The 20,634-nt window shown below is 71.5% G+C and carries 15 protein-coding genes and 3 pseudogenes; 12 read left to right on the top strand and 6 right to left on the bottom strand.

Features of this window, described 5'->3' with window-relative positions:
• The first annotated feature begins 20 nt into the window (after nt 1–20).
• A complete protein-coding gene (locus FRANEAN1_RS18415; protein WP_020461330.1) occupies nt 21–1,475 on the top strand; it encodes a hypothetical protein in 1,455 nt (484 codons plus the stop codon).
• A 15-nt stretch (nt 1,476–1,490) separates the two neighbouring features.
• Nucleotides 1,491–4,133: an Hsp70 family protein gene (locus tag FRANEAN1_RS18410; protein WP_020461329.1), complete on the top strand. Its 2,643-nt coding sequence runs from the start codon at nt 1,491–1,493 to the stop codon at nt 4,131–4,133.
• A gap of 66 nt (nt 4,134–4,199) precedes the next feature.
• Here FRANEAN1_RS18410 and FRANEAN1_RS18405 read toward each other — a convergent pair whose 3' ends face one another.
• Nucleotides 4,200–7,058: a LuxR family transcriptional regulator gene (locus tag FRANEAN1_RS18405; protein ID WP_020461328.1), complete on the bottom strand. Its 2,859-nt coding sequence runs from the start codon at nt 7,056–7,058 to the stop codon at nt 4,200–4,202.
• Nucleotides 7,059–7,198: 140 nt separating this feature from the next.
• On the opposite strand from FRANEAN1_RS18405, the gene FRANEAN1_RS37215 reads away from it, so the two are divergent.
• From FRANEAN1_RS37215 to FRANEAN1_RS43650, 7 genes and pseudogenes are all read left to right on the top strand, one after another.
• Nucleotides 7,199–7,849: a hypothetical protein gene (locus FRANEAN1_RS37215; protein WP_020461327.1), complete on the top strand. Its 651-nt coding sequence runs from the start codon at nt 7,199–7,201 to the stop codon at nt 7,847–7,849.
• 510 nt (nt 7,850–8,359) lie between these two features.
• Nucleotides 8,360–8,740, top strand: a complete 381-nt coding sequence (locus tag FRANEAN1_RS18395; protein WP_020461326.1) for a hypothetical protein — start codon at nt 8,360–8,362, stop codon at nt 8,738–8,740.
• A 376-nt stretch (nt 8,741–9,116) separates the two neighbouring features.
• Nucleotides 9,117–9,320 (top strand): hypothetical protein, encoded by a 204-nt coding sequence (locus FRANEAN1_RS18390; protein WP_041254343.1) that lies wholly within the window; start codon nt 9,117–9,119, stop codon nt 9,318–9,320.
• A 67-nt stretch (nt 9,321–9,387) separates the two neighbouring features.
• On the top strand, nt 9,388–9,516 hold the full coding sequence (locus tag FRANEAN1_RS43655; RefSeq protein WP_347176662.1) for a hypothetical protein: 129 nt from the start codon (nt 9,388–9,390) through the stop codon (nt 9,514–9,516).
• Between the two features lie 516 nt (nt 9,517–10,032).
• Nucleotides 10,033–10,689, top strand: coding sequence for a hypothetical protein (locus tag FRANEAN1_RS41225; RefSeq protein ID WP_157472693.1), 657 nt, complete (start codon nt 10,033–10,035; stop codon nt 10,687–10,689).
• A 325-nt stretch (nt 10,690–11,014) separates the two neighbouring features.
• A complete protein-coding gene (locus tag FRANEAN1_RS18375) occupies nt 11,015–11,215 on the top strand; it encodes a hypothetical protein (RefSeq protein ID WP_041254340.1) in 201 nt (66 codons plus the stop codon).
• Between the two features lie 119 nt (nt 11,216–11,334).
• Nucleotides 11,335–11,448 (top strand): annotated as a pseudogene (locus FRANEAN1_RS43650) (IS30 family transposase); the annotation flags it as partial.
• 184 nt (nt 11,449–11,632) lie between these two features.
• Here FRANEAN1_RS43650 and FRANEAN1_RS18370 read toward each other — a convergent pair.
• Entirely contained in the window at nt 11,633–12,166 is a 534-nt protein-coding gene (locus FRANEAN1_RS18370; protein WP_020461322.1) for a hypothetical protein, read from the bottom strand.
• A gap of 269 nt (nt 12,167–12,435) precedes the next feature.
• Here FRANEAN1_RS18370 and FRANEAN1_RS18365 point away from each other — a divergent pair.
• Both FRANEAN1_RS18365 and FRANEAN1_RS18360 read left to right on the top strand, forming a co-directional pair.
• Nucleotides 12,436–12,777 (top strand): annotated as a pseudogene (locus FRANEAN1_RS18365) (DNA recombination/repair protein RecA); the annotation flags it as partial.
• 899 nt (nt 12,778–13,676) lie between these two features.
• On the top strand, nt 13,677–16,022 hold the full coding sequence (locus FRANEAN1_RS18360; RefSeq protein ID WP_041254339.1) for a hypothetical protein: 2,346 nt from the start codon (nt 13,677–13,679) through the stop codon (nt 16,020–16,022).
• 160 nt (nt 16,023–16,182) lie between these two features.
• Here the strand turns inward: FRANEAN1_RS18360 and FRANEAN1_RS18355 are convergent, their stop codons facing one another.
• On the bottom strand, nt 16,183–16,536 hold the full coding sequence (locus FRANEAN1_RS18355; RefSeq protein ID WP_020461319.1) for a metalloregulator ArsR/SmtB family transcription factor: 354 nt from the start codon (nt 16,534–16,536) through the stop codon (nt 16,183–16,185).
• Between the two features lie 538 nt (nt 16,537–17,074).
• Between FRANEAN1_RS18355 and FRANEAN1_RS43645 the strand changes: the two are divergent.
• Nucleotides 17,075–17,161 (top strand): annotated as a pseudogene (locus FRANEAN1_RS43645) (alpha/beta hydrolase); the annotation flags it as partial.
• Nucleotides 17,162–17,222: 61 nt separating this feature from the next.
• On the opposite strand, the gene fahA reads toward FRANEAN1_RS43645, so the two are convergent.
• From fahA to FRANEAN1_RS18335, 3 genes are read right to left on the bottom strand one after another with little or no spacing between them, the layout of a single operon-like run.
• Nucleotides 17,223–18,419 carry a fumarylacetoacetase gene (gene fahA, locus FRANEAN1_RS18345; protein ID WP_020461318.1) on the bottom strand — a complete coding sequence of 399 codons (1,197 nt, stop codon included), beginning with the start codon at nt 18,417–18,419 and terminating at the stop codon, nt 17,223–17,225.
• Nucleotides 18,416–19,354 (bottom strand): hypothetical protein, encoded by a 939-nt coding sequence (locus FRANEAN1_RS18340; protein WP_020461317.1) that lies wholly within the window; start codon nt 19,352–19,354, stop codon nt 18,416–18,418. Before FRANEAN1_RS18340 ends, fahA begins: the two co-directional genes overlap by 4 nt.
• Nucleotides 19,351–20,574, bottom strand: coding sequence for a cupin domain-containing protein (locus FRANEAN1_RS18335; RefSeq protein ID WP_020461316.1), 1,224 nt, complete (start codon nt 20,572–20,574; stop codon nt 19,351–19,353). The genes FRANEAN1_RS18340 and FRANEAN1_RS18335 overlap by 4 nt, the downstream gene beginning before the upstream one ends.
• Nucleotides 20,575–20,634 lie beyond the last annotated feature (60 nt).

The following is a 20,634-nucleotide window of genomic DNA, read 5'->3' as shown; positions in this document are numbered from 1 at the left end:
AGGGCCAGGGAGCGGAGGCGATGGATCCGGTTCTCGTCCTGCGGGACACGCGGTTGCAGGTCCGTCCCGGGGACACCGCCCGGACCAGCGCGACCGTGCGCAACGCCGGTGATCTCGTCGAGCAGTACGCCCTCGACGTGCTCGGACCGGCCGCCGCCTGGGCGGAGGTCATCCCTCCCACCATCTCGGTGGTCCGCCGCGGGGAGAGCACCGTCCAGATCCTGTTCCGGCCGCCGGTGGGGCCGACGACCCCGGCGGGCACCGTGCCGTTCGCGCTGCGCTGCGTCTCCCGGGAGAACCCGGACAGCGTCGCGATCGCCGAGGGGGACCTCGCCGTCGGGGCGATCCACGAGATCGTCGCGTCGGTCACCCCGGCGGTGTCCCGCGGCCGGTGGTCCGGCCGGTGGACCGCGCGCTTCGAGAACCGCGGCACAGCACCGGCCCGGCTGCGGCTGTCCGCCTCCGACGAACGCCGGACGCTCGGTTTCGCGCTCGCCCCGGTGGAGCTGGAGATCCCCCCGGGCGAATCCGGTTACGCCTTCCTGAAGGCGCGAGCCGCCAAGCCGGCGCTGCTCGGTGCGCTGACCCGGCAGCAGGTGCGGCTGACCTACACCCGGGAGACCGCGCCCGACGAGCCGGTCGCCGAGGGTTTCGTGGATGTCTCCTTCGAACACGTCCCGGTGCTGTCCCGGGCGATGACGACGATCGCCGGCCTCGCCCTCGTGGGCGGAGCCGCCGCCGTAGTCCTGCTGAGCCAGTCGAGCCCGAAGGACGACACGGCGGCGCCGGGGGCCGCACCACCGGCACCGACCACCTTCTCCGCGGAGACCGGTGACGGCGGTGTCGTCCGCCTGAGCTGGTCGACGGTCCCCGGGGCGAAGGAGTACGGAATCCAGAAGCTGGTCGGGGACGAGGACGTCGCGCTCGACACCAAGAGGGTCGACGGGCAGCTGAACGCCTACGACTTCACGGGGCTCAAGGGCGGCGAGCGGACCTGCTTCCGACTGGTGGCGTTCAACGACTCCGGGGCTTCGCAGCCGTCCCCGCACGCCTGCGCCACCGCCGGGATCACCCCGGAGCCGAGTCCCGGGCCCACGCCGACCGGACCCACCCCGACCGGACCAACGCCCACGTCCCCCACACCCACGCCCGAGACGCCGAACCCGCAGCCCGGTCCCGGCACGCGGGAGCCGCGGGACGCCTACGTCGTCCTCAGTGTGTTCGCCAAGGACGACCAGGTCGCGAACGACGCGCAGAAACCTGCACAACGTGCCGGCGAGATCGGCTCGGCGCTCGGCGTCGACGTCGTCCTCGCCGACGCCGACAAGTCGACCCGGCTCTCCGCCCAGTACCCGGGCTTCCTCGTGATCTACGCGGACCGCTTCGTCACGCCCGAGGACGCCGGGAAGTTCTGCACCGACATGAGCGACAAGCTCAGCACCGTGAAGGCCATCTGCGTGGCGCAGAACAACTGAGCGGGGGGGACATCCATGGCCTACGCGCTCGGCATCGACGTCGGCACGACGTTCACCGCCGGTGCCATCTGGCGGGATGGCCGGGCCGAGGCGTTCGGGCTCGGCACGCACTCCACCGCGGTCCCCAGCGTGCTGTTCCTGCGGGACGACGGCGTGATGCTGGTCGGGGAGGCAGCCGAGCAGCGGGCGGTGACCGAGCCGTCCCGGGTCGCCCGCGAGTTCAAGCGGCGGTTCGGCGACGACGTGCCCGTCCTGCTCAGCGACACCTGGGTGACCGCCACCGAACTGTTCGCCGACATGATCCGCTTCGTGGTCGGGAAGGTGACCGAACGCGAGTCGCAGGCCCCCGGCTACGTCATGCTGACCTGCCCGGCCACCTGGTCCGACCACCGCAGGGGGCTGATGGAGGACGCCGCCGGCCTGGCCGGGCTCGGCCAGGTGGGCCTGGTGGCCGAGCCGACCGCCGCGGCGATGTACTACGCCGCCCAGGAAAGGCTCGAGCCGGGCGCCCTGCTCGGCATCTATGACCTCGGCGGCGGGACCTTCGACGCGACCGTGCTGCGCAAGACCGCCGGCGGATTCGAGTTGTGCGGCGATCCCGGCGGCGACGACGAGATCGGCGGGGTGGACGTCGACCAGGCGGTCGTCGACCACATCGCGCGGGCGGTCGGCCCGTCCTGGCACGAGCAGGACACCTCCGACCCGGCGACCGCGCGAGCGCTCGCGGCCGTCCTCGCCGCCGCGGTCACCGCCAAGGAGACCCTGTCGCAGGACCTCCAGGCGGAGATCCCGGTCATACTGCCCGGCTGCAACAAGGTCGTCCGGATCACCCGTGACGATCTCGAGGACGCGGTGCGCATCCTGGTCCTACGCACCGTGGACGCCTTCCGCCGGACCGTCCGCGCCGCCGGCGTGGAGGTGTCGGACCTCGCACGCGTCCTGCTGGTCGGCGGTTCCAGCCGGATCCCGCTGATCGCCCGCATGATCGAGGACGACCTGCGGGTGCCGGTTGCCGTCGACACGCATCCGAAGCTCGCGGTCTGTCTCGGTGCGGCGATCGCCGCCGGCCCCCGGGTGGCCACCGGGGCGCTCGGGGCGGCGGCCCCAGGGACCGCCGCCGGTCCCGCACCGTGGACCGCCCCGCCGGTGGGCACGCCACCGTCGCCCCGGCCGGCCGACGCGCCGGCGCCGCGGCCCGGCGCTCCGCAGCCCGCGCCGTGGCCGGACGGCACGCCCGCGGGGGTTCCGACCGGTGGCCCGGGGGGCGAGCCGACCGACGTTCCGCGGCGCGTGCCGGAACCGGTCGAGGCGACCGCCGCCCGCCGCGCCGCCGACCTGGTGGCGCCGGCACCGGCCGGTCCGCCCGGCGGCGCCCGCTCGGAGGAACAGGTCCGGCTCGACGTCGACCTGGCCGGCGCCGGCCTGGCCGAACCGTCCGACCAGCCGCTACGCCCCGCGGTCATGCCGACGCGCGCGGTCCGGCTGGCCGACCGCGACGTCCCCCTCGTCGTCCGGACCGCCGGCGACGCGTCCTACCGGCAGGCCGGCCGCCGCACCGCGGCCGTGCTGGGGGCGGTCGCGGTTGTCGCGGTGCTCGCCGCCGCGGCGATCGGCGTCCTGCTCGGCCTCGGCGGCGGCTCGGCCGGACCGGAGCCCCCGCCCCGCACGACGGCGCCAGGCGCGGCCAGCACCGCGGCGGCGGCGACCGCCCGAGTGGCCCGGCTGGCCGGCGCTCCGCTACCGGCCGGCGGGAGTGGCGGTGGCTCGGTGGGCGCCGCCCTCGCCGTCGCCGCCCGACCCGGTGGCGGGCTGGTGGCCGTCGGCGCCGCCGGATCGCCAGACCCCGCTGGACGCACGCCATCCGCATGGTGGACCGGCGACGGTACGACCTGGCGGCTGGCGGCGGTGCCACTGCCGGCCGGCACGACCGTGGGCACGATGAGCGGCCTGGCCTCCACCGGGGGACGCCTGGTGGCGGTCGGCTGGGTTGGTTCCGGGGATACCACCAGCGCCGCGGTCTGGGTCTCGGACGACGGGCAGGCCTGGCGGGCCGGGTCCGTGGGCGGGGCCGCGTCGTCGAGCATGCGTGACGTCGTCGCCCGTGCCGGCGGGCTGCTTGCCGTGGGTCAGGACGACGGTTCGGACCCTGAGGGCGACGGCGCGGTGTGGACGTCGGCGGACGGCAGCGACTGGCAGCGGGTCGGCATCTCCGGGGCAGACGGGCTCGGCACGCAGACCCTGCATCGGGTCGTTTCCCTGGCCGGTGGCGGCCTGCTCGCCACGGGGCAGGAACCGGAGGGCGCCGGCACCGTCGCACGCGTCCGGCAATCGGCGGACGGGTCGAGTTGGACCGGGGTGGAGACCGACCTGCCGCTCGACGCCGAGGTGACCGGGCTTGCCATACTGCCGGACGGCCGGCTGGTCGGGGCCGGGTCGGTCCCGCACGCCGGCGGGCGGCAGCAACAAATCTGGGTGGCGGATGCGACCGGCCGCTCGTGGGCACCCCAGGACGCGCTGACCGCAACGGGCCAGTCGGGGACCGGGATCGACATCACCGGGGTGGCCGTGGCGGGCACGCTGGTCGCTGCCGGCAGCATCGACGGCACGGACGGACCCGCCGCGGCCTCCTGGTCCGTCACCCTCGACCAGCCGCGCTGACGGCGTCACGAGCGACGGGGTTCGCCGTCGACACCGTCCTACTGAGCAAGTTGTACGTCCTGTTCTTCAGGGCCGCCAGCGTGCGACCAGCTCGGTCCGGTTGGTGTAGCCGAGTTTGGCGAGGATTGAGCGGACGTGGCTTTCGATGGTGCGTTCGCTGAGTACCAGCCGTGCCGCGATCTCCCGGTTGGACATGGCCTGGACGACGAGCGCGGCCACCTCGTGCTCGCGGGCAGTCAGTGGGTCGGTCTCTCGGCGGGCGGCCGCCAGGTCGGCGAGCAGCTGGTCGGCGCGGGCCAGCGGCCCGGGCATGTCCAGCCGGCGAGCCTCGGCCGCGGCCGCGCCGGCGAGGGTCACGGCGGCGTGAGGGTCGTCGAGGCGGCGCAGCACGTCGGCGAGGGCCAGCTGGTTGAGCACGATGTGAGGGCGCGCGCCGAGCGCGGCGTCACGCGTGATCGCCGTCCGTAGCGCCGTCTTGGCGTCGCGCAGCTCTCCCGCGTGGCCCAGCGCGCGCCCGTAGTGGCCCTGCGCACAGCCAACGAAGAAGACCGTCGGTGTTCCGACCGCCCCCGAGTACGCGGCGTAGGGCTTCAGGTGGGTGGCGAGCACCTCCGCTGCCGGAGGGTCCCCGAATGCCTCGACCAGGTCGATCAGCTGCGTCAGTACCCCGCCCCAGCGGAGATCGACGACCGGGTCGTCGAGCATCTGACGCAGCTGCTCGTAGTATGCCTTCGCCGCCTCGCGGCGGCCCTCGAGTCGGAGAGCGTTGGCACGGAACACCGTCATCAGCGGCGACGACGGGAATGCTTCCAGCATCGGCCAGAAGTCGTCCGGGAGTTCGGCGGCGTCCCCTCGCAGCATGGCCAGGTGGGCGGCGAAGGCGTAGCTCAGGCCGGCCGCCTGCGCGTCTCCGGCCCGCGAGCCCAGCCGCTGGGCCTCAAGGTTGGCCGACCGCGCGGCGGCGAACCTGCCTTCCAACGCGGCTCGGGCCGCCGCGCCGCGCAACCGATGCCAGCTCGCCAACGGAAGGCCGCTGCGGTCAGCCAGCATCGCGACGGCGGCCATCGCCTCGTCCACGACGTCGAGACGACCGAGCTGGTAGGCGGCCCTGATCCGCCACTGCTGCCCGAGTACGGCGGCCAGCGGCTGGCCGAGCCGATCGGCCTGCTCGACGGCGGTCGCGGCCAGCCGCAGCCGTTCCTCCGCGTCGTCCGGACCGGCCAGCGACATCTCCCGGGCGCGGGCGGCATCCAGCAACGCCTGGGCGTCGCCGCTCGCCTGCGCGAGCTCCATCGCCTCGTCGACGTGCCGGCGGGCCGCCTCCGTGGAGCCGGCCTCGCCCAGGATCGTGGCGAGCTGGGACAGCAGCTGGGCCCGCAATGCGGCCGGCTGCTGTGCGGCGAGCGCCGTGCGGCACAGCCGGGAGATCGCCTCGATGGCTTGCGGGAAGGTCACCCCACGCACCACCAGCGCCGCCGCGGCCACCAGGTCGTCCCTGCCTGCCCGCTGCGCCGCCGCAGCGGTCTGTTCGCATTGCCGGAGCGCTTCGGTCAGCGCTCCGGCCAGGTAGTAGGCGCGCGCCAGCTCCAACGTCATCTGCGCGAGTTCCGCCTCACCGGCACCAGCCTGCCGCAGCGCCGCTACCGCGGTGAGCAGGTGCGTGGCCGCCTCGTCATAGGCCAATGCCTGGACGGCCTCGACAGCGGCCTGCCTCGCCCACCGGGCCGCGCAGCGCTGTGCCTGCTCGTCGCCGCCGGCACGGCGCCAGTGACCGGCGACCGCGGCGGCGAGCCCGGGTAAGGCCGACGGTCGCACCTGCAACGTGATGGCGGCACGCCGGTGGATCTCGCGCCCCTCGACCGGGTCGAGAAGGTCCGCCAGCCCCTCGGCCAGCAGGCCGTGGGTGAAGGCAAACCCCAGTCCCTCGACCCCGGCCCACGAGGTCACCGGCGTCAGCAGACCGGCCCGGCACGCCGCGTCGAGCGCCAGCCCGGCCATCGACCCGTCGACCTCGGCAACCTGGCCGACCACGTCGGTGTCCACCGGCGAGCGCAGCAACGCGGCGACCTGGACAACGCGCCGCGCCGGCTCCGGAAGCTGAGCCAGCAGTGCCTCGACGAGGTCACGGACGACGACCGGTTCGGGGGCGGCGGCGTCGGACGCCGCCGCGTCGAGCAGCAGCGGCAGCCCGCCGCTGCGCCGCGCCACCTGCTCCGCGCGGGCGGCGGAGGAGACCGCCGGGTCGAGCGCGGTGAGATAGTCCCCGACAGCGGCCACTGTCAGCGGCCGCAACGGCACGGCGTGGACGCTGCCCAGCCGGGACAGCTCACGCATGACGTCGCCGGCCTCGGCGCGCATCGTCGCGATCAGCAGCAGGTGGCTGTCGACGATCCCGCCGGCGACCTGCCGCACCAGCTCGACGGTGTTCGTGTCGGCCCAGTGCAGATCCTCCAACACGATCACCAGTGGTTCGGCGGCGGCCGTCAGCACCGCGTCGGCGACCGCGGCCAGGGCGGCGAACCGCACGGCGGCCGCGCTCGCCACGTCACCAGGAGCGCCGCCAGGTGCGTCGCAGCCTCCGGCCCCCTCCAGCAAATCCACGGCCGAGGAGATCCTCGCCGGCCACCCGCTGCGGCGAGCGAGGGCGCGCAGCGCCTGCTGCCAGGGCCACAGCGCCGGAGCGGCATGGTCGGGGAGGCTGTAGCCACGGCCGACCCGCACCGCCGCCGACACGCCCGCCGGCGGGCTGGCCGGGGGCCTCGCACCCCCCCGCAACGCCTCCTCCACCAACCGGGTCTTGCCGATCCCCGCCGGGCCGGTCACCAACACGACACCGCCCCGACCCGCCTCCGCCGTCCGCGCCCGCGAACGCAACAGCGTCAACTCCTCCAGCCGCCCGACGAACGGGCGATCATCACCGCGCACCCACCAAGGATGAGGCAACCCCGGCCACGCAGGTAGCCGGTTCCGTGCCGAAGTTCCGTACTGGCACTGAGGGACAGGGGCAGCCGGCGCGGGATCGTCGACCACGATCACCGGAACCCGACCGACGCAGGAGGCGCCCGATGGACCTCACCATCCAGCCGATCTTCGGCCTTCCCGACCCCCCCAGCACGGCGTGGGTGGACGACGTCCTGTCCGCCGTCCACGACGACGCCGGCGCCCTCGTCAGCCGGGCCATGTCGACGAGCGGGGACGACGGCGCACCGGACGGGTTGATCACGCTCTGGCGCGACACCGGATCCGCGTCGACCGGCCCCGCAGCCCCCGCGGTCGACGCCGGCGGCGGCGTCCGGCTGGGCGCCGGACGCCGTTACACGGTGACCGGACACTTCGCCGGCGCCGCCACCGGTCCGGCCCGCTACCTGCGGCAGGCCAGCTTCGACGGACCACGCACCCCGCGGTGGACCGCGGCCTTCGACCGGGCAGGCACCGAGCGGATCTGGCCGGCCCTTCGCGATCTGCCCGGCATCGTCGCAACGCTGGCAGGCCGAGCAGACGACGGCGCCACCGTGATGTACCTGCTGGCCGAAACCATCGAGGCACTGGAAGCGGCCACCAGACGGGTCATGTCGACATCGTTGCTCCCCAGCGAGGACCCAGCCCTACTCACCGGCCCGGACCGAGTAGAGATCCATCGCCTGATGCACGCCGTACTGCCCACCGACATCCCGGGTGCCCAACACGCCGTCCTCCCCACCGCCGGTCCAGCCTGACTCCGACGACCCGGCCGCCAGGAAGAACACGGCATCGACCAAGCCGGCGGGCCCGGTTACGGCCGTCGGGTCCACGCCGCCACGGGCACGCCAGAGAACAGAACATAGATAGCGGTGGGCGTGCCCGTTCCCGCCGGGCCGAGGGGCAGCCGGGCAGGACAACACCCGGCAACCTGCGTGCTAACGCCCCGGCTGATTGACCGACAGGCACCCTGGGCACCGTTTCTCCCGGAATACGTACCGTGAAATGCCAGGTAGCCCAGCACAGCGGATGCCAGGTGACACGGAAACCGTGAGCCCGCCGCAGGTAAGGAGGAGAAGACCTCCATGGAGAGAATGCATACCGGGGCCCGGCGGGTGGCGTCGATGGGTGCGACAACCGTCCGAGAGAATCCGACCGAAGAACTCACCACAGCGAGAACAGACAATGCGAGCACGTGCTCTCACCGCCTGTAGGCCCGCCCGCCGGGCTCGGCTAACAGGCCGCCCACACATCCAGAGGAGAAACCGATGAAGCGCACCGGCAGCTTCACCGTAGGTCTGACCATCCTAGCCACGCTCGGCTTCCTCGATCTTACCAGCATCACACTGGTCCCGGACCACACGGCGTACGCTGTCATCTACAGCGGACTTGGCTTGATAACGCTCGCCGGGGCCCGCTCGGCGCGGCGTGGCGGACGCCGTGGCCTGAGCGCCGTCGTCGTCTCCCGACTGGTTTCGGTCCTGCTGGGTATCCTGGGGCTCTTCATCGATGACGTGCGGGGATTGGATCTGTACCCGCTCGTGATGACCACTGTGCTCACCCTCGTCGGGATCAAGCTCGCCGCCAAGGTGTTGCGCCAACCGCAGCTCTCGCCGGCCGCACCCGACCCCACGCGGACGCGAGGCTGACGACACCCGACCGGCGGCTTGAGGTGCCGCAGGCTCGGCGGTGCACGGCGGCGATCCCGGCAGTGCGGCACAGCACGGGTCAGACCCTTGAAGAATATCGGCCGAGTGCCGCGAGGGGGGCATTCGACCGACATTCTTCGCCGGGAATGCGCGCCGGGACCAAAGTTCTCGTCACGGTCGGCCCCCGGAGATCCGCGACATCGTCGGGTCGCCCATGTCCCTCTACTACTTGGAAAACCCACTATCTGGAGGCCCAAGGCGAGGTTCACCGTCGCACTTGTCACGATGGCCGCCGCGGCGGCCATTCCTGCCGGTCGCGGCCGCGGGCCCCGCCGCCGCGGCGGCCCATCCCGACGGCTGTCCGGAGGACAAACCCATGGTGGTCGACGCGACCGACACCAGCAGGAACATCGCCGACGTCGGTGCCGACGGCCATGTCTGGGCCTTGGACCAAGGCACCGAGCACATCCGGATCTGGCGCACCGGTACGAACAGCTACTGCGTCCGCAAGGACGTCGTCGGACAGTTCACCAGCTTCGCCGGACATCGCAGGAGTCTTCTCGCCGTCGGTACCCACTAGCGGCTACATCGGCGACTTCGATGCGCGATGCCTGCCGGACGGAACCTGCCTGGGACCCGAACCCCACATGAGCGACCTGTACTTCTCCCGCATCAACAAGTTCGACTTCGATTGGTTCCTGGCCACCTATGACGGTGGTAGCCACGGGATATGGAGCCAGAGCCCGGACGGCGACACCGGCGACATCACCGGATAGGCGGCATCACCGGATGCGGCACCCGCCGCCGGTCACCCACCTCGCCGTTACCCCATACCAGGTGACGGAGAGGTGGCGTGTGCACCTCACCGCAAGAGTCAGGTCCTGAAAGCAAGACAGGATGGTTCGCACCCGGACCCCGGGTGTCACCACCCGCAAAACAGCAGTGCCTGCGATCTCAGAATTTGAACCCGATCCGGGCACTGTCATACCAGGACACCGGACCTATGGCATTTCCAATCGATGAGCAAGGACGATCGCCAGCCAACCACAATCAGGGTCGGCGACGCCAATCACGATCTATGGCGAGCGGGGAATAGCTGATGTTGGGTGACGAATACATAGTCATTGCCGTCATCCTGAGATTGGCGGCTGGCCTAGGCTACCTGATGGCCACCCGGCGGGGCATCGTCCAGCCGAATCCGGTCAGCTGGCTGTTCTGGGGGCTGACACGCGCAGGTTCAGGACGGCGTCACGCCGCAGGCCTGGGTCACCCTCACACTCGGCACCAGCCCATTGCTGGTCTTTGTCCTGTCGGTGGCGTGGAAGTCCCACTGGCGGGTTGGCCGGTTCGATGTATTGTGTGGCGGTTCCGCTGCGGCCGGCGTCGTTCTCTGGCAGATCACCAGCGACCCGGTGCTCTCCCTCCTGTTCAGCGTGTTGGCCGATCTTCTCGCCTCCATCCCCACCCTGATGAAAGCGTACGATGCACCAACCTCGGAAAGAGCATCTCCATACTTTGCAAGCCTGGTTAGCATGACCGTCACCTTGCTGACGATATCCGACTGGAAATTCATGGAGTACGCTTTCCCGCTGTACATGCTACTCATCAACACGACTGTCTTCGGCGTCGTCCGAATGCGTTCCACCCAGTTCGGTCGGCGCCCGTACGAGGAGGTTGTGAGCCTGCCGCGCCGCCCGGCGGCGGTGCCATGGCAGCCGCACCCGGTGCGGGAGTATCCCCTCGTCATCTCGCGGCCCTCATCGAACCTGTTTCGGAGCGGAGTGTCTCCCGCCCACCGGACCTCGTCCCGTCGTTCCCAGGCATCCGCAGCCGATCACACAGCGGCGCGCAGTCACTACATTGCCGATCCGGACGGCACCGAGATCGAGCTGTACAGCGCCGTACGGGTCGGCCGCCTCCACCGCGCCTGGCCCTGTCGACGAAAATAGGCGTCACCAACAAATTGTGTCCGTTCGCGGTGGCATGGCCACGCGCCGGCGCCCTCACTTTGCCGAATACCGACCGGCAGAGAAGATCGCCCGCGATCGTCGAGGCTCGGGCGGCTGGGGCACTCGTTGCCCGCAGTGAGATCCTCGACCAGGCGCGTCTTGCCGATCCCGGCCGGACCGTTCACGACGACAAGGCGGCCAGCGCCACCGAGTGCCTCGGCCAGCCGGCTGAGCAGGATCGCGACATCCTCCTCCGGCCCGACGAGCCGGTCCGCTCCGTATTCGTACTGATTTCGGGGGTCCGCGGCCGGGCGAGGGGGACGGCATGGACCTGAAGGCAACCGTCCAGGGGACGTTCGCCCCGGCGCGCCACCCCGGACGGGTCGGCGCGGAAATCGAGCTGATTCCGGTGAGGGACACCGCGCAGCCGCGGTCGGTCGATCCCGCCGTGTTGGCGGCCGGATTCGACCCGTCATTCGTGCGCGGGCAGTCCCAACGTTCGAGCCAGACGGCCAACTGGAGCTGAGTCCGGCGCCTCGGTCGACGGTCGCCCGCGCTCGTCCGCGACGTCCGGCGGTTGGTGGCGCGAGCCGAGACCGTCGCGGCGCGTCACGGAATCCGCCTCGTGTCCGCCGGCTGACGGCGTCGAACGGCACGCTGCGCCAGTGCTTCCCCAAGGGCAGCGACCTGTCCCTTCACGACGCCGACGCCCTGGCCGTGATCGAGCACCGGCTCAACACCAGGCCGCGAAAGGCACTGCGGACCCGTCCATACCCGACATCGCGGAGAGTAGGTCGGCGAGCCCGGTCGTCGGGGCATAGAACGTCAACCCGGCCGGCGGCGACCGCTCCGCCCGGCGCCGGATGGGCGCTGCCTGGGGGCCCGGGGACTCCGGCCGTATCCATGGAAGTGATGGTCCGACCCGCCACCATCACAATGATGATCAGTCCTGGTCGGCGGTGTCGGCGGAGACGGCCCAGAAGCGTAGGAACAGCGCGAGCATCCCAAACAGGATCAGGTATACGACCAGCCATCCAAGGTCGCGGCCCTTGTCCACGGCTGAGCCCAGGATGCTGAGACTGGTGAACGCCATGACGCTTAGCACGGCGAAGAAGCCGACCCGGATGGCCTTCGCGGACCGGTTCTGGAAGCCGTAGAGCAGCAGGAGCCTGCCACGCTGCACGGCGGGAGGCTCGTCTGCGGCGTCCACCCGCGCGGACGCCTCGCTCAGCCAGCCCTGCGCCACCGTGGTCGCATCCTGCAGGGACTCTGGCGTGGACGGCAGGAGCTGCTGCGCGGTCCACCATTCGGCGGCGAAGGCCACCTGGCGGGTGGCGTCTTCGAAGGCCAGACGGCGGCGATCCGCTCGTGATCGGCGCAGACGCCAGTCCTGCAGAAGCAAGCTCAGCACGCCGGCGAGGGCGGTTACGAGCGGAACCAGGATCGCGACGGAGACAGCTACCACGTTTTCACTCATTCGACATCCCGCTGTTGGTCAAACTGCCGGGTCAGCATCGCATTCAGACCCTAGTGCAGTGTTCGTTAAAGAAAGTAAAAAACCGACGGCGGAGCCTGCGGGTCGGTGGAGCCGGGCGTCCCCAGACCCAGGGTTTCGCCCGGTTGTTGAGCTGGGTGGTGGCGATCCGGGTGGCCTGGTCGCTCTCATCGGGGTCAGCGAAGGACTGCTCGGCCAGAGCAGCCCGGCGGAAGATCCGCCACCAGCCTTCCTGCAGGTTCAGCCAGCCGGTCCGGCACGACGTGCGCCGCATCGAGACGCTGAAGGATGGTCAGGAGGCTGTCGCCAACCGCACGCGGGTCAAGGTGGTCAGGAACAAGATGGCCCCACCGTTCCGAATGGCCGAGTTCGACATCGTCTACGGCGGTGGCATCAGCCGCGAGGGCTCCCTGATCGACATGGGCGTCGAACACACCATCATCCGAAAGTCCGGCGCCTGGTACACCGACGACGGTGACCAGCTCGGCCAGGGCAAGGAAAATGCGCGGTCATTCCTCCGCGACAACCCGGATCTGGCCAACGAGACCGAAAAGCGGATCAAGGAGAAGCTCGGCCTCTCCCCGACGCTGGACGCCGACGCTCCCCCGCCGGTCGCGGTGGACTTCTGGCCAGGGCGTGACGTACCGCTCCGAGCCGGCGGCCGCGACCCGCAGCCACAGCCGCCAGCATCGGGCATGGAAAAGGCCGGCGGGTTGGGTGGTTCAGCGTCCCGCCGGCCTTGTGTACCTACACAAATCCCGAGAGTCGGGATGTGCTGCCGCACAGCATATGACCCGCCACACCGGCCACGCCGAATCCGTCCACTTCACTACTGTGGGAGTCGTTCCGGCGGCCGGCCGCACATCCAGGGCGCCGGCCTTCGTCGCACGGCGGCCGCAGTCCTGCGATCAACTGGGTTGGCTGCCCGTGCCATGGATGGCCGGGACGGCCCGGTCACGAGTCGGTCGCCGAGGTGAGGCGGCCACCGGCTGACCATCGCGGGTCGTGCCGACTCTCGAAGATACCTGCGGCGTCCGGCGTCCCCGACGACGTCGGCTTCGGCACGAAGCCGACGCCTGCTGCCGCAGCGCTGGCCCCGGCATTCGACGGCTTTGTCGGCTGCCCACACGGGCAGCCGGCAATGCCCTGGCGGGTGCGCCGCCGGCGTTGGGCGCCGCCCCGCTTAACAGCTACCTTTGGTCGGGTGGAGCGTGACCATGCGGCCGAGCCGGCAGGCACGCGCTGCGACCGACGCGTGAAGGCGCCCGAGGGGGCGGACGCGTGTGGAGGGAATGCACCGAACGTCGCGGCCCGGGCAGTCCTGCGCCTGCAGACGGAGGCCGGAAACATGGCCGTCAGGGGAATGCTGGCGCGGCGCCAGTCCACATCTCCTCCCCCTGCTGGCGCGAAGCCGGATGCCGGCCCGGGGGCGAGCATCCGGCTTCGGAACGCGTCTGGCGTCCCGCAGGTCCAGCGCGAGGACGTCCCTGCCGTGACGACGACCCCGAAGGAGCTCATTTCGAAGTACACGACGCTCCTCATGCTCGACGAGGCGGGGCTCGGGAAGGATCTCGCCGCGCGCGTGGTGGAAAGACGGGACGTCATGCTCACTCACGGGGTGTTCGACAACCTCAGGACCACCGACCGCGACGATGTCGCCGAGGAACTGGCCCGGTCTGCCGGCAGCAGGCTCCGGGAGGTGGACGAGGGACTCCGGATCCGCCTCATCCGGGAGATGCTCGACACCGTCGTCGACGAGGACGCGGAAAAGCAGGTCACGGCGGTCTGGCTGAGCTTCGAGAACGAAGGGAAGCTGGGAACGGTCATCACCAACCAGCGCGCCCTGTGGGATCGCTCGCTCAGCGAGTGCACGCCGCTGAGCGACCGTTTCGCCGCCTACACGGCAGCGTTCGGCATGGATATCCTGAAGGCAGCCGGCGTCTATCTCGACGAGAACCGAAAGATCACGGAGAAGGAAGCCAAGGGGTTCGGGCTTAATCTCGGTGGTGCGGCCGAGACGGCACCGCCGGAGCAGGCGGACGCCTATCTCGACGAGGTGCGCAAGGCGGCCAGGGTCGTGGTGCAGCTGCAGGCCCTGACGTATGAGCTGCGGCTGGTGCCTGTCGGCTATCGCAGCACCCCCGAGCTCCAACAGAAGCTTTCGGCGGACGCCAGGACAGACGCGGAGGCCTACAAGGCCGTCACCGCGCCGCCCCCAGACACGCTACGGAGGTACGGGCAGCCGGAGCTCTTCGATCCCGCCCGGCGCCCCGACTACCCGCCGACCGGCAAGGAGGAGCCGGAGATGGCGCAGTGGACGGAGGCGGAGTCACACCACAGCAAGATCGGGGCGCTGATCGCCGAGTACGCCCGAAACTACCCCGCCGTCTACGCGTCGATCACGCAGGGAAACATCGGGGAGCTGGCCGAGGCGACGGACGCAGGCAAGGCCCGCGGACTGGTGGAGAACATTCTCCGGAAGACGCTTACGGCGATAGAAGAGACCAGAAGCAGACTCGGGACGGGTATCACACACTACGATCTCGCCCCGATTCAGCAGCAGCTGTTTACGAACACCCTCGCCACGCCGGCCAAAGCGTCCGTCAACTGGCAGGATCCGCTGTACGCGGCGCTCGGGCGCATGGATCTGGAAAAGCAGAAGGCGAAGGACTTCTGGACCGACCTGGGACTCAATATGGTGTCGGCGTTCGCGCTGATCGCCGCGCCGTTCACCGGAGGGATGACGGCCGCCGTTCTGGTCGGAGCCGGCCTCGCCGTCGGCGCCGGCATGGCCGCCGCGAGCTGGGACCGCTATCTCCAGCTCCGCCCACTCGAGAACGCCGCGATCAGGGACGACCTGTCCTTCGTCCAGAAAGGAGCCGTCGACGCGGCGCTCCTCGAGGCGACGGTCGCGACGGTCGGCGTGTTCCTGGACGCTCTGGGTGTGCATGGGGACATGAAGCGGGCCGCCGGCGTCAACCGGGTGAAGGCACTGGCGGACCTCCACGGGGCGGTCGAGGCGCAGGAGGCCGCCGCGCAGGCGCGCATGAAGATGCAGGCGGAGGGTCTGAAGGACGCTGGCGCGGCCACCGCGGGAGCGGCGGCCGCGATCGGGGCCCACGAGCTCGAGGACGCCATCCCGGAGCCCGACATCGAGGTGAGGGCGGGCGGGCTGGAGGTCGATCTGCCCTCGGTCGCAGCCCCGGCACAACGTAGCGTGATCAGCACCAGAAGTGTTCAGCGCGCGCCGAACAAGCAGCTCGCAGCCGTCACTGCGAAAATGGCCGCGATCGATACCGCGAGAGATGTTCCGCGCGACTGGGGAAACCGCTTCGAGCTGTCGGTGGTGGCGAGCGTTCTCCGCGGCGAGGTCCCGGAGATGTCCGGTGTGGTCCACGCGTTTCAGGCGCAGCACAACGCGAGTGGACACGGGATCGACATCATCGCCGTCGGGACCGGCTCCAGGGGAAGGCTCAAGTTCTGGCAGATCGAGTGCAAGTGGGCCGGGCCGGAATCGGGCTACCCGCGGCACCTCGGCGGATCACGCGCCGGCATCCAGACCAGCGCCGGATGGACCAAGGACAACTTCGTCAGATGGTGGGAGGCCGCTCCCCCGGGGGAGAAACGGCAGCTCCTCAACGCCGTGAAGGCAGCGAACGGCGGCCGCGCGATCGAGGTGGAGAAGCTGACGGATCTGATCAGCAGGGCTGAGGTGATCATAGCCGCGCCGCTCGGCGCCGGAGCCGCCGGCGTGATGCGCAGGATATGGGGCGAGATGGGTGCGCTCACGCGGTTCGGCGGCCGGAAGATGAGCTACCGGGAGTTCCGACCGAGATGACGCCTCAAGCCGGTCACACCTTCCGCCTGTTCACGCAGACCCTCGGCTGGACCGATCAGCCGGTGCGCCGCGCCCGCACGTGACCGAGTACCGGGTGCTGAAATGAAGCGCACCGCGGCGCGGTCATCCGCCCGTTCGTAGCTTCCGCGGGGGTCGTCCATCAGGTGTCCTCCTGCCGAGATCGCGGCGCGGGCCGCTCCCGTGGTGGCGCGGCGGCGTCGAGGTGGCGTTCCAGGTCGTCCAGGCGATCGTCCCAGTAGGCCCGGAACGGCTCGAGCCAGCGCGCGAGCTCCCGCAGCGGCGCGGGCTCCAGCAGGTAGAGCCGGCGCTGCCCGTCGGGGCGAACCGTGACGAGCCCGGCCTCGCGCAGGATCCGCAGGTGCTTGGACACACCAGGCTGGCTCAGCCCCAGCTGCTCGACCAGCTCGTTGACGGGGCGAGGGCCGGCACGGAGCAGCTCGAGCACCCGGCGGCGGTGCGGGTCACCCACCACGGCCCAGATCGCAGGTTCCACAGTCCGACTATCACCAGAAGGTTATATTGCTGTCAAGCGATTGCTTTCCTTGGCCGACGCCTTCAGCTGCAACGCATGAACGCCGGGCTACGGGAGCCAGGCGAACGGGTCCAAACCGCCCGTGACCTCCGGGCCGAAATCGGCGCCCACGCACTCCGAGCCCGAGCGGTCGCCAGCCGACTCCGGGCCGCGGCGTCGCGCGGCGCGGCCGCGGCCGCCGACCCGCCAGCCATCTAGCGCGCTCCTGACGAGCAGACGGAGCTGCTCCTCCGTCGCACCGTAGTCGCGCCCGATCAGGCCCAGGTAGACGTCGTAGGCCTTGACGCTGCGCCGGCACGACTCGGCGGGCGCCCCTCGCCGGCTGCCGGACCCGCCCCGCCCACGGCCCGGAGGCCGGTGGCCCTCGCAGCACCGCGGGCGGCCTCGGCGAACGATCCTGCCCCGGGAGAACGGCCCGGGTCGGGGTCCATAGCGAGCCGCCGCGCATATAGCGCCGGTGCCACGGCCGCCGGACCCGAGTAGCTCCGAGCACCCCGCGGAGAACCACATCGTCTGCACCTCCACGCTGGCCACCCGGGGCCCCGAGCTCATCGCGAAGGCGCGGGCGGCCGGCCGCCTCTGGGACAGGGAGCCACCGGGTCGGCGTAAGGCAGGCTCGGTACCGGCGCCTGCCGGCCGACGGGTGCTCACCGGGCCGGGAGGATCATTCCTGTCACCTCGCCGAAGCCGATGCGCACGCCGCTGTCGCTGGGGGCGGTGGCCCGGATGGTGACGGTGTCGCCGTCCTCGAGGAACGTCCGCTCGGTGCCGTCGGGCAGTCGCAGCGGCTCGGTGCCGTTCCAGGTGAGCTCCAGGAAGGACCCGCACTCGTCGCGGCGCGGGCCGGAGACGGTGCCCGAGGCGAAGAGGTCGCCGGTGCGCAGCGCCGCGCCGCCGACGGTGAGATGCGCCAGCTGCTGCGCGGGCGTCCAGTACATCTCGGCGAAGGGCGGGCGGCTGACCACGGAGCCGTTCCAGCTCACCTCCAGCCGCAGGTCGAGGCCCCACGCGCCGTTGTCCCGCAGGTAGGGCAGCGGTTCGGGCTCCCGCGGCGGCGGCTGGAACCGCGCGGCCGACAGCGCGTCGAGCGGGACGACCCAGGGCGAGACCGACGTCGCGAAGGACTTCCCGAGGAACGGCCCGAGCGGCACGTACTCCCACGCCTGGATGTCCCGCGCCGACCAGTCGTTCACCAGCACCACGCCGAACACGTGGTCGGCGAACGCCGCCGGGGTGACCCGTTCACCGAGCGCCGACGGCGTCCCGACGACGAAGCCGACCTCCGCCTCGATGTCGAGGCGGGTCGTCGGGCCGAACGCCGGCGGCTGGCCGTCGGCGGGCCGGCGCTGCCCGCACGGGCGGACGATCTCGGTTCCGGAGACGATGACCGTGCCGGAGCGGCCGTGGTAGCCGACAGGCAGGTGCCGCCAGTTCGGGTTCAGCGGATCACCGCCGGGGCGCAGGATCCGTCCGACGTTGCTGGCGTGGTGCTCGGAGGCGTAGAAGTCGACGTAGTCGGCCACGTCCACCGGCAGGTGCAGCCGGACCGCGTCACGCGGGATCAGGCTGGGCCGCGCCGCCGCTTTCTGGGCCGGGTCGGTCAGCAGGTCGGTGATCCGTGCGCGGACTGCCGTCCAGTGGCGCCGGCCCCGGCTGAGGAACTCGTTCAGCCGGGGCCGGGCGAACACCGGGTCCCCCAGCGCGGCGGCGAGGTCCAGCACGTGGTCGCCGATGGCGACGCCGATCCGGGGGCTCCCACCGTCGGCGGAGAAGGCGCCGTAGGGGAGGTTCTGCAGCGGGAAGTCCGAGCCCTTGGGTACCGGCACCCACGAACGGGCCGTCACGCCGACGCCTCGGTCCCGGCCGACGCCGCAACCCCGGACGGTGCCGCGGGGCTGACGAGGCCGAGTCGGCGCAGGTCGTCGACCGGTGCGTCTGTCCGGCACGAGCCGTATGCGACGAGGGCCCGGCGTGCGGCGCGGACCAGCTCCGGCGGCACCGCGCGGGCCTCGGCGACGAGCGCGGCCTCGTCCGTGCGGTCGAGGATCTCGCTGACCGCCGGGAGGTCGGCGCCGTCGACCGCGCGGCAGGTGGCGAGCACCAGGTTGAGGAAGCCGTGGTGGGTGAAGCCGGTTCGCCGGTCCTGGTGGGGCAGCGCGTGGTGGAGCCCGGCGGTCGCCTTGAACGGCACGCCGCCGCGCGCGCAGGCGACCACGAACCGGGCCACTTCCGCGGACGGGGGGAACTGTTCCGCGCGCGCCCCGCCGCACCGGATCTTGGCCCCGTGGCCGGCGGCCGACACCCGCGCCAGGGCGTCGAGATCCCCGCGCGGCGTCTCGACGAAACAGGGCACGGACGGCGGCACCGCCGTCAGCGCGGCAAGGTCACCCAGCGGCCCCTCGACCCCGACCAGCTCGACGCGCGGGTCGCCCTCAAGGCGGGCCAGGGCGGTGTGGAGCGTGCTCGGCTCCAACGGGCTGATGAGGCCCAGCGCGAGACGCCCCTCGGCGGCCGCCCCGTCGAGGCGCCCCTCGGCGGCGGTCCCGTCGAGACGCCCGCTGGAGGCTCCACACCCGCGCGCACCGGCGGCGAGCGCTTCGAGGAGTTCGTCGACGCGGGACGCGGCGCACAGGAAGTGGCCGGTCAGGACGCCGGTGGGGTCCGCGCGGTCGTGCCGGTGCCGGCGGAGGGCGGCGGGCATGGGCAGTTCCTCGGGCGGGAACAGCCCGGCGTCGTCGACCAGCCCGGCGAACAAGCCCGGCGGCGGATGGCCGGTCACCCTGCGCCGCCCCGCGCCGCCGCGTGCGCCGCCCACGTCCAGGCGTAGTCGGGGTCCTCGCAGGCAAGCCCGCCCTCGCCGAGTTCCAGCGGGGCGAAGGTGTCGACCATGACCGCGAGCTCGTCGACGAACTCCACCCCGATGCTCGCCTGCACCGCCCCGGGCTGCGGGCCGTGGGTGTGCCCGGCGGGATGCAGCGAGACGGAGCCGGGCCCGATCCCGGAGCCGCGGCGAGCTCCGTAGGCACCGCCGGTGTAGAAGATCACTTCGTCGGAGTCGATGTTGGCGTGGTAGTACGGCGTCGGGATCGCGTCGGGGTGGTAGTCGACCTTGCGGGGCACGAAGTTGCAGACGACGAAGTTACGGCCCTCGAAGACCTGGTGCACCGGCGGTGGCTGGTGCAGCCGGCCGGTGATCGGCTCGAAGTCGCCGATGTTGAACAGGTACGGGTAGAGGCAGCCGTCCCAGCCGACGACATCGAACGGGTGGGTCCGGTAGGTCAGCACCGTGCCGGCGACGCCGCCGGTCCCGGCCCCGGGCCCGCGGTGCTTCACGTACACCTCGACGTCCGTTCCCTCCTCGAGCAGCGGCCCGGCCGGGCGACGCAGGTCGCGTTCGCAGTAGGGGGCGTGCTCGAGGAACTGGCCCGAGGCTGACAGGTAGCGCTTCGGCGGGCGGATGTGGCTGTTCGCCTCGATGATGTAGGCGCGCAGCGGCTCGTCGCCGCTCGGCGTCCACCGATGCGTCGTGCCGCACGGGACGACGACGTAGTCGCCGGGGCCGGCCGGCAGTGTGCCGAACACGGTGTCGACGCGGGCGGTGCCGGCCTCGACGTAGACGCACTCGTCACCGGTGCCGTTGCGGTAGAGCGGTGAAGGCGCGCCGGCGGCGACGTAGCAGAGCCGGACATCGGTGTTGCCCAGGAGCAGCCGCCGCCCGGTGACGACGTCGAGGCTCCGCCATCCCTCGGCCGCGGTGAGGGTGTGGGTGCGCAGGTGCCGCGGCCGCAGCGGGTGGTTGGCGACGGTGCCGAGGGCGGGCAGCTCCCACGGCCGGGCCGCGCTGATCGCCGCCGGGATCTCCCGGTGGTACAGCAGTGACGAGTCCGCGGAGAAGCCCTCCGATCCCATCAGCTCCTCGCTGTACAGGCCACCGTCGCCGTCGCGGTGCTGCGTGTGCCGTTTGGGCGGGACGTCCCCGGTCCGGGCGTAGTACGGCATCGTCGGGTCCTTTGCGTCGGGTCCTTTGCGTTGGCTCCTCAGGGCCTCAACTCCTCAGAA

It is taken from the genome of Parafrankia sp. EAN1pec (genome assembly GCF_000018005.1).
GTDB classification, from domain to species: domain Bacteria; phylum Actinomycetota; class Actinomycetes; order Frankiales; family Frankiaceae; genus Parafrankia; species Parafrankia soli.
This window is presented reverse-complemented; position numbering and strand designations above follow the sequence as displayed.

Excerpts from the sequence above, each read along its gene's own strand:
- FRANEAN1_RS18415 (WP_020461330.1), top strand. The coding sequence starts at position 21 with ATGGATCCGGTTCTCGTCCTGCGGGACACGCGGTTGCAGGTCCGTCCC.
- FRANEAN1_RS18410 (WP_020461329.1), top strand. The coding sequence starts at position 1,491 with ATGGCCTACGCGCTCGGCATCGACGTCGGCACGACGTTCACCGCCGGT.
- FRANEAN1_RS37215 (WP_020461327.1), top strand. The coding sequence starts at position 7,199 with ATGGACCTCACCATCCAGCCGATCTTCGGCCTTCCCGACCCCCCCAGC.
- FRANEAN1_RS18395 (WP_020461326.1), top strand. The coding sequence starts at position 8,360 with ATGAAGCGCACCGGCAGCTTCACCGTAGGTCTGACCATCCTAGCCACG.
- FRANEAN1_RS18390 (WP_041254343.1), top strand. The coding sequence starts at position 9,117 with ATGGTGGTCGACGCGACCGACACCAGCAGGAACATCGCCGACGTCGGT.
- FRANEAN1_RS43655 (WP_347176662.1), top strand. The coding sequence starts at position 9,388 with ATGAGCGACCTGTACTTCTCCCGCATCAACAAGTTCGACTTCGATTGG.
- FRANEAN1_RS18375 (WP_041254340.1), top strand. The coding sequence starts at position 11,015 with ATGGACCTGAAGGCAACCGTCCAGGGGACGTTCGCCCCGGCGCGCCAC.
- FRANEAN1_RS18370 (WP_020461322.1), bottom strand. The coding sequence starts at position 12,166 with ATGAGTGAAAACGTGGTAGCTGTCTCCGTCGCGATCCTGGTTCCGCTC.
- FRANEAN1_RS18335 (WP_020461316.1), bottom strand. The coding sequence starts at position 20,574 with ATGCCGTACTACGCCCGGACCGGGGACGTCCCGCCCAAACGGCACACG.